At 48.9% G+C, this 13,393-nt stretch carries 13 protein-coding genes; 11 read left to right on the forward strand and 2 right to left on the reverse strand.

Annotated elements, in window-relative coordinates:
* The first annotated feature begins 28 nt into the window (after window positions 1-28).
* The 7 genes from FPG75_RS03740 (at window position 29) to FPG75_RS03770 (ending at window position 7,568) form a co-directional block, all read left to right on the forward strand.
* Window positions 29-850, forward strand: coding sequence for a purine-nucleoside phosphorylase (locus tag FPG75_RS03740; RefSeq protein ID WP_143305210.1), 822 nt, complete (start codon window positions 29-31; stop codon window positions 848-850).
* Between the two features lie 20 nt (window positions 851-870).
* Complete coding sequence (locus FPG75_RS03745; RefSeq protein WP_143305211.1) at window positions 871-2,853, forward strand: putative porin; 1,983 nt, start codon at window positions 871-873, stop codon at window positions 2,851-2,853.
* Window positions 2,854-2,931: 78 nt separating this feature from the next.
* Window positions 2,932-3,321, forward strand: coding sequence for an HYC_CC_PP family protein (locus FPG75_RS03750; protein ID WP_143305212.1), 390 nt, complete (start codon window positions 2,932-2,934; stop codon window positions 3,319-3,321).
* Between the two features lie 81 nt (window positions 3,322-3,402).
* Window positions 3,403-3,948 (forward strand): heavy-metal-associated domain-containing protein, encoded by a 546-nt coding sequence (locus FPG75_RS03755; protein WP_143305213.1) that lies wholly within the window; start codon window positions 3,403-3,405, stop codon window positions 3,946-3,948.
* A 9-nt stretch (window positions 3,949-3,957) separates the two neighbouring features.
* Complete coding sequence (locus FPG75_RS03760) at window positions 3,958-4,815, forward strand: transporter family protein (protein WP_143305214.1); 858 nt, start codon at window positions 3,958-3,960, stop codon at window positions 4,813-4,815.
* Window positions 4,816-4,819: 4 nt separating this feature from the next.
* Window positions 4,820-5,392 (forward strand): helix-turn-helix domain-containing protein, encoded by a 573-nt coding sequence (locus tag FPG75_RS03765; RefSeq protein WP_143305215.1) that lies wholly within the window; start codon window positions 4,820-4,822, stop codon window positions 5,390-5,392.
* A gap of 628 nt (window positions 5,393-6,020) precedes the next feature.
* Window positions 6,021-7,568, forward strand: coding sequence for a L,D-transpeptidase family protein (locus FPG75_RS03770; RefSeq protein WP_161596655.1), 1,548 nt, complete (start codon window positions 6,021-6,023; stop codon window positions 7,566-7,568).
* 38 nt (window positions 7,569-7,606) lie between these two features.
* On the opposite strand, the gene FPG75_RS03775 is transcribed toward FPG75_RS03770, so the two are convergent.
* Window positions 7,607-8,839, reverse strand: coding sequence for an NADP-dependent isocitrate dehydrogenase (locus FPG75_RS03775; protein WP_143305217.1), 1,233 nt, complete (start codon window positions 8,837-8,839; stop codon window positions 7,607-7,609).
* A 404-nt stretch (window positions 8,840-9,243) separates the two neighbouring features.
* Window positions 9,244-10,515: an NADP-dependent isocitrate dehydrogenase gene (gene icd, locus FPG75_RS03780; protein WP_143305218.1), complete on the reverse strand. Its 1,272-nt coding sequence runs from the start codon at window positions 10,513-10,515 to the stop codon at window positions 9,244-9,246.
* Between the two features lie 168 nt (window positions 10,516-10,683).
* On the opposite strand from icd, the gene FPG75_RS03785 reads away from it, so the two are divergent.
* From FPG75_RS03785 to FPG75_RS03800, 4 genes are all read left to right on the forward strand, one after another.
* Entirely contained in the window at window positions 10,684-11,289 is a 606-nt protein-coding gene (locus FPG75_RS03785; protein ID WP_201747877.1) for an SGNH/GDSL hydrolase family protein, read from the forward strand.
* A gap of 61 nt (window positions 11,290-11,350) precedes the next feature.
* Window positions 11,351-12,019: an FAD-binding oxidoreductase gene (locus FPG75_RS03790; protein WP_143305220.1), complete on the forward strand. Its 669-nt coding sequence runs from the start codon at window positions 11,351-11,353 to the stop codon at window positions 12,017-12,019.
* 142 nt (window positions 12,020-12,161) lie between these two features.
* Window positions 12,162-12,971, forward strand: a complete 810-nt coding sequence (locus FPG75_RS03795) for a LiaF transmembrane domain-containing protein (protein ID WP_143305221.1) — start codon at window positions 12,162-12,164, stop codon at window positions 12,969-12,971.
* Window positions 12,972-13,018: 47 nt separating this feature from the next.
* Window positions 13,019-13,372: a DUF4288 domain-containing protein gene (locus FPG75_RS03800; protein WP_143305222.1), complete on the forward strand. Its 354-nt coding sequence runs from the start codon at window positions 13,019-13,021 to the stop codon at window positions 13,370-13,372.
* Window positions 13,373-13,393: the final 21 nt, after the last annotated feature.

Raw genomic sequence — 13,393 nt, forward strand, 5'->3', positions numbered from 1 at the left:
CCCGTTTCTTTAAATAATGTATAAACAGATGAGCGAATTAACAGACCAGATCAAGGCTGCAGCCGACTATATCAGAAAATTCCGGGAGGAAGCCCCTGTAGCGGGCGTTATATTAGGCAGTGGCCTGGGCAACCTGGCGCAGGATATTGAAAACAGCGTAGAGATTCCGTACAGCGATATTCCACATTTCCCGGTATCCACGGTGGAAGGCCATTCCGGCAAACTGATACTGGGACATATGCAGGGCAAGCCGGTAGTGGCCATGGCAGGGCGTTTCCATTATTATGAAGGCTTCTCCATGAAACAGGTTACCTTTCCGGTGCGTGTGATGAAAGCCCTGGGTATCCACACCTTGTTCATTTCAAATGCGGCAGGCGGTATGAATGCCGGTTTCAAAGTGGGTGATCTTATGGTTATTAAAGATCATATCAACCTGCAACCCGAGCACCCGCTGCGCGGCCGTAATGAAGATACGCTGGGCCCCCGCTTCCCGGATATGAGCGAGCCTTACAGCAAAGCGCTCATCAACGCGGCCTATCAGATTGCCGCCGCCAACAATATTTCTTTACATACCGGCGTATATGTTGGGGTGCAAGGCCCTACCTTTGAAACGCGGGCAGAATATAAATACATGCACATCATCGGCGGCGATGCCGTAGGGATGAGCACTGTACCCGAAGTGATCGTAGCCGCCCATGCAGGCCTGAAAGTGTTTGCCATGAGCGTGATCACCGATATTGGCATCAGGGAAGAAGAGAACGTGATCACACATGACGAGGTGCTGGAAGCTGCCAAAGCAGCGGAACCCAAGCTGACGCTTATTTTTAGTGAATTAATCCGGCAACTATAAAACGTTTTTGTCATTTTCGGATGAGGCAACTTCTTATTTTCATCACCCTGCTGTGCTTTTGCGGGAATCAGTTAATGGCCCAGTTCAATACGGGGGGCCGTTTTGGCAATATGGGCGGCGGTGGCGGCACCAGCAAAATGCAGCGCGATACCGGCAAGCACGAACACGAGCCTGATACGCTCACGCTCACCTATCGCTATCTCGGCGAACCCACCGATTTTACCATCGATTCTTCTGTAGCGGACTTCAACAAGAACTTCCTGCTGGTACCTGCCAACTACGTTACCCTTGGTAACAGCGGTAGCGCCGCACGTAATATCATTGTGACGCCCTACATGAAAGCCGGATTCGACGCGGGTTTCCACGCCTATGATATCTATGCCAACACCCACGAAGGCGCCCGCTTCTATTATACCACGAAGCCATATACAGAAATGAATTACCTCGTGGGCAGCAAGCAGGAACAAGTGATCGGCGTAACGCATACGCAGAACCGCACCCAGCGCTTCAACTTCGCGCTGGACTACCGCAAAGTGAATGCCCCCGGCTATTTCCGCACTCAGAACACGAATCATGATACCTACCGTTTTTCTGCACATTATCAAAGCAAGAACAAACGGGCCAATACCTATCTCGACTTCTATTACAACAACCTTAATGGTGGCGAGAATGGCGGTATCCGCAACGATTCCTTCCTCACGCTGCCCGGCTATAAGAACCGCCGCACAGTAGATGTAAAACTCGGTAACTTCGATGTGCCCATCTATGGCTTCTTTGGCACCAGCATCACCGTAAAATCACAGTACCAGGAAACCGGCCTGCTACTGCAGCAGCAGTACGACTGGGGCAAAGGCGACACCATCCACGTGAACGATACCACAGATGTGTACAAATTTGATCCGGTGTTCCGCATACAGTATACTTTCAATTACCAGAACAACAAGTTCCAGTATTACGATACCAAACCGGATACCTTTTATTATCCCACACATTACGACCTCGATTTCATCGGGGGAGATACCAGCATTTTCGCCAGACATCAATGGAAGATGATCTCCAACGATCTCTCGCTGGTGCAGTTCCCCGTGCGGGGCAACCTCGGCCACTTTATCAGTGTGGGCGCACGCTTTGAGGCCATCACCGGCACTTTCCTGGATGCCGGCATCAATTTCAATAACCTGGCGCTGCATGGAGAGTACCGTAACAAAACCCGCAACCAGCTATGGGACTTCTCTGCCAAAGGAGAGTTCTATGTGATTGGACAGAATATCGGCGATTACAGCGTGAGCGGCATGCTCCGGCGACATATCAATGACCTGCTGGGCGATGTGCGGCTGTCTGTCAGCAACGTAAACCGCGAGCCATCTTACGTTTACAAGTATTTCAACAGCAACCGTACCACCTGGTACAATACCAGCCTGGCCAAGGAAAACACGACCCTGTTGCAGTTTGCAGCAGATAACAAAAAGCTGAAATACAACCTGGCCGTGAATTATTACCTGTTCACCAACTACACTTATTTCAAAGACTATTACCACAGTGCGCAGTCTGCCTCGCTGTTCAACCTCTTGCAGGTAGTGTTCAGCAAAAAGGTGAGCCTGGCGCCATTTGCGTGGTATATCGATATCGCTTTCCAGCAGATACATGGCACTTCGCCGATGAGTGTGCCCACCATCTGGACCCGCCATCGCTTTGCCTTTGAGAAACGTTTGTACACCAACCTCAATCTCATGACAGGGTTGGAGTTCCGTTACAATACCGATTACTACGCAGACGACTATACGCCGATGCTGGGGCAGTTCATCCCGCAACGTACCACCAAGGTGGCTTATGCTGCACCGGATATTGCTGCATTTGCACACTTCCGTATCAAATCTTTCTCTGCCTACGTACGTGCAGAGAACCTGAATACCTTCTTTACCAAGAACAACTACGCCGGACCGCTGTACCCTTATAACAATTTTGATTTCAGGCTCGGCATCCGCTGGTGGTTCGTTAACTAGGTTCCAGCCCTTGAAGCGCTCAAAGCGCTTCAAGGGCTATGCCTGATATCTCATTAAAATTTGGTACTTTTGTAATTCATGAAACGATTTTTTGTCATATTATTTGCCATGCTGTATGTTGCGCTCACCAGCGGATTTACAGTAAACGTGCATTATTGCATGGGCAAACTGGCGTCCGTGGAGCTTCACGGCACGCCGGAAGATATATGCAAAAGATGCGGCAAGCCTGTGAAGGGCATGGATTGCTGCAAGAATGAATTTAAATTCTGCAAGGTCACTGAAACACATCAGGCAGCTAAAGCCCTGCAGCAGGACTTCTCCACAGATATCGCCCTGCAACTGCCCGTGAAAATTTTACAGGCGCCCGTGCTGCCACAGCCGCAAACATTGATTGGTGGCTATCATCACGATCCGCCGGATATTCCTCATCCTCCCATCTTCCTGCAAAACTGTACCTTCCTGATCTGATACTCAATAATAGTTGATCATCTCCCGCGTGGGCAGATGTAATGTCTCTACTATTATTTTATCTTCTAAATTATTCAGATCATGAAAATCATCACCATTATATTATTCGTATTAGGCATCTCTATTGGCGCAAATGCACAATACAAGAAAGCCAGTCTGCAAGCCAATGGCCTCACTTGCGCCATGTGTTCCAACGCTACGCTGAAAGCATTGAAAACACTGCCTTTCATAGACAATATCGATACAGACCTCAACAATACCACCTTCATCCTGCATTTTAAACCAGATGCAACAGTAGATATCGACGCCATCAAAAAGAAAGTGGAAGATGCCGGTTTCTCTGTTGGCAAACTGGTGATCACCGCCAACTTCAAAGACGTAAAAGTGAGCAATGATGCACATGTGGCCTTCGCCGGCAATACCCTGCATTTCATGCATGTGAAAAACCAGGTGCTTAATGGCGACAAGGACATCACGGTGATCGATAAAGACTTTGTTTCCGCGAAGCAGTTCAGGCAGCATCTTACAGAAACCAGTATGCCGTGTTACAAGACCGGTGTTATGAGCGATTGCTGCAAGCCCGACGCTCCCGTTGCCAGCAAAAGGATTTATCACGTTACTATTTAATGCAGGTATATGAAGCAATTTTTAACGATCGCTGTGCTGCTGTTGGCAGGCATCTGCGCCAGCGCGCAGGAGCTGTATGTAAGCACCGAGCCAGCCAGTAATATGCCTGCCAACTCCATGGGTTTCAGGCTGACGAACAAGTTCTTTAAAATGGACCAGACCGGCAATACCAGTATGCGCTTTGAGCCGGAAGTGATGTGGGGCGTCAACAAAAAATTGATGCTGCACCTGATCGGCTATGGGTCCAATGCCATGCAACCTTCGCTGAGAGCGGAAGGCGGGAGCGTGTATGCCAAATACCGGTTTCTGTCGCTCGACCAGCAGCATTCCCATTTCCGGATGGCGGCATGGGTAAAGGGTTCCGTGATCGACAATCCATATTACCCCGCGCCGGGGGATCATGCGCCCAGCAAGCCTTACAGCAATACCGATATCGACCTGGAAGGCGCCACCAGCGGCGTTGCCGGCGGTATCATTGCTACGCAGCTGCTGCACAAACTGGCTTTGTCAACTACGTTGGGGTATAACCGTTATATGAACAATGTAAAGGATAACCTACCCGATGTTTTCCCGAAAAATGCGGTGAACTATAGTTTGTCGGCCGGTTACCTGCTCCTGCCTTTCAAATACAAAAGCTACGAGCAAACCAATCTGAACCTGTATGTGGAATTGCTTGGCAAAACCAATACCGACGCGGCTGCCAGGGGATCTTACCTGGATATTGCGCCGGCCATACAGTTCATTTTTAACAGCACCACCCGCCTGGACCTGAGCTACAGAACGCAGCTGGCCGGCGATATGCCAAGAAATATGTACAACAGCTTCCTGGTACGGGTGGAACATAATATCTTTAATATCAAAAAATAAGCATATGCAAACCTCGCAGCTGTTCATCAAAAATATGGTTTGCCCCCGGTGCATGAAAGTGGTAAGATCCGTGCTGGAGGCGCAGGGGAAGGCAGTAACAGATATTCAACTGGGGAAAGCCGAAGTAGAAGGCACACTCACCGAAGATGAACTGCGCAACATTGGCGCCGCCTTGCAAGACGAAGGATTTTTGTTGATAGATGATAAGAAACAACAACTGGTTGCAGCGATCAAGAGTATTATTGTGCAAACGGTACACTACACCGATCTCGACGAAATGCGCGAGAACTTCTCTTCATTGCTAGCCGGAAAATTGCAAAAAGATTATCACTATCTCAGCAACCTTTTTTCCGAACAGGAGGGTACCACTATCGAACAATATATCATCCAGCAGAAGATAGAAAGAGTAAAAGAGCTGCTGGATTACAATGAGCTGAGCCTGAGTGAAATTGCCTTCCAGCTGGGATACAGCAGCGTAGCGCATTTATCGGCCCAGTTCAAAAAAGTAACTGGCCTCACGCCGAGCCAGTTCAAGCAATTGAAAGATCCGAAGCGTATTCCGCTGGATAAATTATAAAGACAGTTGTTTTAGTTTTAGTGATGGAAAGAGGTTGCCCACAGTGGTAACCTCTTTTTAAAAAACGGGAAACATGAAAAGAACATTGATCAGCATATTAAAATTCATACAATCACTATTCATGAAAAAAGACTGCTGCCGGTAGTAGCGGAGGCGCGCTGCGCGCGATAAATTTGGCTCAGGATTTTATGATTGAAAGGATTACCAGGATTTTTTTTTGACTATAAGGATTAAAGGATTAGCGAAGATTAATGGGAAGATCAACGAGGTTCCAGCCCTTGAAGCGCTCAAAGCGCTTCAAGGGCTATCGTCGCAAATATCTTCCCATTAATCTTCGCTAATCCTTTAATCCTTATAGTCAAAAAAAAATCCTGGTAATCCTTTCAATCATAAAATCCTGAGCCAGATTTATGCGGGCGAAGCCCGCCCTCGTATTCCCGCTATTCTGCGAGAAAAAAAACTGCATGGTATTTGCAATTCGCTATCTTTACCTAGCGATTTACTGCAGATGAAGAACAAAAAATTTATTATCAGTTTGTTATGCGGATCTGGAGTCTTGGTTTTATTAGCTTGTGGACATCATAAGAAAAGACCCGCCGCCCCAAAACAGAAAGAGATTGTAGCAAATGTGAGGCAACTGGATGAAGTGATCACTGACAACATCAAGGAACGCCTGACCTACATCAACGACAATGAAGGAGTGATGGAAGACAGTATTCATGCCTTCCGGCCCCAAGCCCTCCGCGATTTTTACCAGCAACACCAGCATGCAGGCCAATGGTCTGATCACGGCAAAGCCAAGCCGGCAGCGGATTCTATGTTGAGCTGGATCCGTCATGCCGAAGAGGCAGGGCTGATGCCCGCACAATATCATGCCGCCGTGCTGTATGGCGCCTGGGACCACCTGGCCAATGACCCCGCTGCGAAAAATGATGCCGCCCTCTGGGCCAAAGTAGATGTGATGCTGACAGACGCCTTCATGAAAATGGCGTCGGACCTGCATTACGGCGTTGGCCCTCGCGACAGTATCACCCTTCGCAAGGATTCTGCTTTTGCCGACAGCGAGCTGCTGGCCAAGCTGCAACAGGCTTTGCAAAGCAACCAGGTGAGCGAAGTGCTGGCGCCACTGGAACCTACCCATCCCGGCTACCTCGCGCTGAAAGAGGGTATCCGCACTTTCAAAGAAAAATACGATAATGCCCATTGGGACACGCTGCCGCTGAACTACACGGATACCGCGACTTTCCGCGGATTGCTCGCCAACAGGCTCGTACAGGGCGGTTACCTCGATACCACCGGCCACCGGCCGGATTCCGCTGCTGTAAAGGCCGCCGTGAAAGCGTTCCAGAATGAGTTTAATATCTACCCGGATGGCGTGGCCGGCAGAAGAACGGTGATTGCATTGAACAAAACGCCGCACGACTGGCTCGTACAAGCCGGCCTGAACATGGACCGCTGGCGCAAACTGCCCGATTCCATGCCTTCACAATACATCCTGGTGAATGTACCCGGCTATATGCTTCGTGTAATGGACAGCGGCGAGGTAAGGCTCGAATCCCGCGTGATCGTGGGCGCGCCGCGAACCCGCACGCCGCTGCTCAATTCCTATATGACCAACTTCATCATGTTCCCTTACTGGCGCGTGCCGTACAGCATTGTGTTCAAAGAGATGCTACCGGCCATCAAACGCAATGTGGGATACCTCGCTTCCAAAAACCTGGAAGTGATCGATCATAACGGTAACACCGTTGATCCGTCGACGGTAGACTGGAACAAGTTGAGCAAAGACCACTTCCCATATGTGTTACGGCAGATGGATGGTATTGATAACTCGCTGGGTATTATGAAATTTAATTTCAGGAACAAATACAGCGTATACCTGCATGATACCAATAACCGAGGGCTGTTCAAAAATTCCATGCGTGCGATGAGCCATGGTTGTGTGCGCGTACAGCAATGGGATAGTCTTGCACAATACCTGGTACGTGCCGATACGGCGCGTGGCGACAGCATACGGGCCTGGATTGCGCGGGAGGAGAAGAAGCAGGTGGACCTGCCCAGGCATATCCCGATCTATCTGCGTTATTTCACAGCAGAGGGGCGCAATGGCAAATTGATTTTCTTCGATGATATTTATGGAGAAGATAAGGTGTTGAAGAAAGAGATGAGATTTTAAAAGAGAAGGTCCTGCAATTTGCAGGACCTTCTCTTTTTTTATTTCTTCAGTTTGGCTTTCAGGGCCGTGTCGAGTGCTTCGAGGAATTCTTCTGTGTACAGGTAATCTTTACCATGTTCCACTTTATTACCGTGGATACAAACTGCGAGGTCTTTGGTCATCTTGCCGCTTTCCACTGTTTCGATACACACTTGTTCGAGGGCGTGGCAGAAGTTGATCAGTTCCTGGTTGTTGTCCAGCTTACCACGGAATTCGAGGCCGCGGGTCCATGCGAAGATGGAAGCGATCGGGTTGGTGGAAGTAGGTTTACCGGCCTGGTGATCGCGGTAGTGGCGGGTTACAGTACCGTGTGCTGCTTCTGCTTCCATGGTTTTACCATCAGGAGTGATGAGGGTGGAAGTCATGAGGCCGAGAGAACCGAAACCTTGTGCAACGGTATCAGACTGTACGTCGCCATCATAGTTTTTACAAGCCCATACGAAGTTGCCGTGCCATTTCAGTGCGCTGGCTACCATGTCATCGATGAGGCGATGCTCGTAGGTGAGGCCGTGTTTTTCGAATTCAGCTTTGAATTCATTTTGATAGATGTCTTCGAAGATATCTTTGAAGCGGCCATCATATTTTTTCAGGATGGTGTTTTTGGTGCTGAGGTACAGCGGCCATTTTTTCATCAGCGCCTGGTTGAAACATGCGCGGGCGAAGCCTTTGATGGATTCGTCGGTATTGTACATGGCGAGTGCCACGCCATCGCCTTTGAAGTTGTATACTTCATGTTCGATCACTTCGCCGTTTTCGCCTTCAAATTTGATAGTGAGTTTACCTTTGCCTTTGGTCAGGAAATCGGTAGCGCGGTATTGGTCGCCGAAAGCATGACGGCCGATGCAGATGGGAGCTGTCCAGTTGGGTACGAGGCGGGGTACGTTCTTCATCACGATCGGCTCACGGAATACGGTACCATCGAGGATATTACGGATGGTGCCGTTCGGTGATTTCCACATTTGCTTCAGGTTAAATTCTTTTACACGTGCTTCGTCAGGTGTGATGGTAGCGCATTTGATACCTACGCCTACTTCTTTGATGGCATTGGCTGCATCTATGGTTACCTGGTCGTTGGTAGCATCACGGTGCTCCATGCCCAGGTCATAATATTTAATTTCAACATCCAGGTATGGAAGAATCAGTTTGTCCTTAATGAATTTCCAGATGATCCTTGTCATCTCATCACCATCCAGCTCTACCACCGGATTAGCAACTTTAATTTTTTCTGCCATTTCGGGTTTTTTTAAAAATTAGTTTAAAACGAATCACAACAACTATTCAAGCAAGCCCTGTTAAGGGATAATCCCGAAAAATACAAATAGCTGGGATATTTACAAAAAAAATTGGGCTACCAATATGCCGCCCCTACGGGGCGTATTGTTGGTGGACGCTATGATGTTACCAATATTGCGCCCCTACGGGGCTTGATGTTGGCAGATGTTGCATCGCCCCGTAGGGGCGCAATATTGGTAGCAATGTGGTATTGTTATTATTATACCGCCCCGTAGGGGCGGCATATTGGTAGCAATGCGGTGTTATAAAATTGTTACGCCCCATAGGGGCGGCATTACTATAACAAAAAAAAAACCGCGACGCATTGCGTCGCGGTTTTTAATATCATCAGCGTATAGCCTTATCAGTGTTGCATTTGTTTGATCACTTCGTCGGCAAACTCGCTTGTTTTAACGAGGGTGGCATCATCCATCAGGTTGTAGAAGTCGATGGTAACGCGTTTGCGTGCGATCGCTGTGCTGAGGCCATGAACAATGATCTCGGCAGCTTCTTTCCAGCCCATGTATTCCAGCATCATCACACCGCTCAGGATCACGGAAGAAGGGTTCATGGTGTTGGTGTTGGCAAAGCGCGGAGCGGTACCATGTGTTGCTTCAAATACGGCATGACCGGTTACGTAGTTGATGTTGGCGCCCGGTGCAATACCGATACCACCTACGGCAGCGGCCAGTGCATCGGAGATGTAGTCGCCGTTGAGGTTGAGGGTAGCTACTACGGAGTAGTCCTGTGGCGCCAGCAATATCTGTTGCAGGAAGTTATCGGCGATCACATCTTTGATCAGGAGCTTACCTTCTGCCAGTGCGATCTTCAGCTCTTTGTTGGCGGCTTCTTCGCCTTGTTCTTTCTTGGTTTTTTCCCATTTCTCCCAGGTATATACCTGTGCGCCAAATTCTCTTTCAGCGAGCGCATAGCCCCAGTTTTTGAAGCCGCCTTCGGTGAACTTCATGATGTTGCCTTTATGCACCAGCGTTACGGACGGACGTTTATGTTCCAGCGCGTAAGCGATAGCAGCGCGTACCAGCCTTTCTGTACCTTCGATAGAAACAGGTTTGATACCGAGGGAAGATGTTTCCGGGAAGCGGATCTTTTTCACGCCCATTTCATGTTGGAGGAAATGGAGCAGCTTTTCTGCTTCAGGCGTGCCTGTCATGTATTCGATGCCGGCATAGATATCTTCAGTATTTTCACGGAAGATCACCATGTCCACTTTTTCGGGATGTTTTACAGGAGAAGGCACTTTATTGAACCAGCGTACAGGTCTTACACAGGCATAGAGGTCCAGCTCCTGGCGCATGGCCACATTGAGGGAGCGGATACCGCCACCAACGGGAGTAGACAGCGGGCCTTTGATAGATACCAGGTACTCTTTCAGTGCATCCAGTGTAGTTTTGGGCAACCATTCGCCGGTTTCCTGGAAGGCTTTTTCACCTGCCAATACTTCTTTCCATTCAATTTTCCTATCATTGCCATAGGCTTTCGTCACAGCTGCGTCGAATACGCGCACACTGGCTCTCCAGATATCCGGACCAATGCCGTCGCCTTCTATAAATGGAATGATGGGGTGAGTAGGGACCTTCAGCAGGCCATTGTTCATCGATATTTTTTCTGCCGGCATAAAACGGTTTCTTTATGCGTTACGTAATTGTTGTAATTCGGGTGCAAAGGTAAGGCATTCCAGTCGTTTTCCCCGCTCATTTTCGCAGTATATAAATCGTTGCTTATGTTAAGATTAATGTTATTTTGCATAGCTCTTTTTTGCAACAACAATATCAATACCTGTAAGATGACTCCACTCAGATACCTGGCGCTGGGCGACAGCTATACCATTGGCGAAAGTGTGGCCCCGGAAGAACGTTTCCCCGCACAAACCGTACAGTTACTGCGACAACAAGGCCTGACCGTCAGCGATCCGCAGATCGTAGCCGTAACCGGCTGGACTACCGACGAATTACAGCAAGGTATCCGCGAAGCCGCTATCAACGGTACTTTCGATATGGTTACCCTGCTCATTGGCGTCAACAACCAATACCGTGGCCGCGATGTGGATAACTACCGCACGGAATTTGCGGCACTGCTGCATCAGGCCATCGCTTTTGCCGGCGGCCGTGCCGGCAGGGTAGTGGTGCTGTCGATCCCCGACTGGGGCGTAACGCCTTTCGCCGCAGACCGCGACCGTGCCGCCATCGCAAAGGAGATAAATGTGTACAATGTCGCCAATAAAGCCATCGCAGCGGATCTCGGCGTGCATTACCTCGATATCACACCCTTCACCCGCGAAGCCGCCACAGATACGTCGCTCGTGGCCGCCGACGGTCTCCATCCATCAGGAAAGGATTATGCACGCTGGGCATCTGCGCTCTCTAAAATATTGGAAAAAATGTTCAAATGATATACGGCAGCAAGCCGTGATTTTTTTATTATTTTCAGTCTTTATAAAGAAAACCTGATCTATGGAAAGCCATATCGTAAAGGTACTGTCCGTAGTACCTGTCACTCATAATGTGAGACGGTTTAAAGTGGAGAAACCTGCCGGCTATACCTTCACCCCGGGACAAGCCACAGAAGTAGCGCTGCACAAACCCGGCTGGGAAGAGGAACGCCGCCCCTTTACATTCACCAGTCTTAACAGCTGGGACCATCTCGAATTTACCATCAAGATATATGATGATCATCACAGCGTGACGCATGAGCTGGGACAGGTAAAGCCCGGCGACGAATTGATCCTGCACGATGTATGGGGCGCGATCCATTACAAAGGAGAAGGCGTGTTCATCGCCGGCGGCGCGGGCGTAACGCCTTTCATCGCCATCTTCCGTCAGCTCCATCAGGATGGCCTGCTGGGCAATAACCGGCTGATCTTCTCCAATAAAACTGCTGCTGATATTATCCTGAAAGATGAGTTTGAAGCCATGCTGGGCGATCACTTCATCAATACCCTCACCCAGGAAGTTGTTCCGGGCTATGATCATCATGTGATTGATGAAGCATATTTAAAAGAGAAGATCAGTGATTTCCATCAGCATTTCTATATCTGCGGCCCCGACCCTATGGTGCAGCAGCTCCACGGCATATTGGGCAAACTCACCGGCGAAGACTCGCTGGTGACCGTCGAAATATAATCACAGCGCAGCCGGTGAAACTTCAGCCCGTCATTTTCACCGGTAATTTCCTGCTTTTTACCGGTAAGAGAACTTTCTTGGCCTAATGCCCCTTGAATGGCATGCAGGGCGTGTCTACATTTGTATCATAAATTTTAAAACAATGTCTGACAACGACGTAACAGTAAACAAAAGAAGAGGACGCGGCCTCGGTGGCGCCATCCTTGTTCTGATCGGTCTGGGCCTCCTGCTCCGGCAGCTGCCCCTCGATATCCCTGACTGGATGTTCTCCTGGCAAATGATCCTGATCGTAGTAGGTCTTTTCGTTGGTTATAAACATAATTTTAAAGGTGGCGGGTGGCTGAGCATGGTGCTCGTAGGCGGGGTTTTCCTCGTAGGTGATATATTTGACTGGCCCTATAACAGCGCACAATTCATCTGGCCGGTGGTGCTCATTATCATCGGTATCGTGATCCTGCTCAAACGGGATACCTACTCCTGGAGCGATAGGTATAAGAAATGGGACAAGCACCAGAAATGGGACAAATACCGCGAACAGTACAGCCAGCAATTTAATCAGTCGCAAAGCTGGCCTATGCCAGATACACAGCCCGCATCAGATGCCAATGAAGATACGATCAACTACTCCGCGGTTTTCGGCAGCATCAGCAAACAGGTGATGTCGAAAGATTTCAAAGGAGGCTCCGTATCTGCCATCTTTGGCGGTATCGACCTGAACTTTACACACTCTGATATTCAAGGCATCGCTATACTGGATGTTACCACCATGTTCGGTGGATGTGAACTGGTAGTACCCGCCAGCTGGACGATAAAAATGGAGATCACAACCATTATGGGCGGTGTGGAAGACAAGCGCCCTTCCCAACTCATGGGCGCCACTAATAAAGATAAAACGCTGGTAGTAAGAGGAAGCTGTGTATGCGGCGGCGTGGAAATCAAAAGCTATTCCTGAACATAGGTTTATCAACCCAAGTATTTCATCTATTAAAATCTTATTGTATGCATTGGTTTGTTGCAAAAGTTGTTTACCAGATCATTTGCGGGAATGGAAATCATACCCCGCAATTTGATGAACAGATCCGCCTGATCAGCGCCATCTCCAAAAAAGATGCACTGTCAAAGGCCCGTGAAATCGGATTACAGGAGCAATACGCTTTCAAGAATCAGCAACAGGAACTGGTACAGTGGAAATTCATCAACGTACCGGAAGTATATACGCTGGATCAGCTGACAGATGGCATGGAACTGTATTCCCGCATTGAAGAACCCGGTGATCCGAATTCTTACATTGCCTGGTTGCAAATGAAATCCGCCCAGTTACAGGATCAACCATTGATCGAATTCAACGTTTAATATTTAAAAAGAAAGTCTTTG

It is taken from the genome of Chitinophaga vietnamensis, from assembly GCF_902167635.1.
Classification (GTDB): Bacteria; Bacteroidota; Bacteroidia; order Chitinophagales; family Chitinophagaceae; genus Chitinophaga; species Chitinophaga vietnamensis.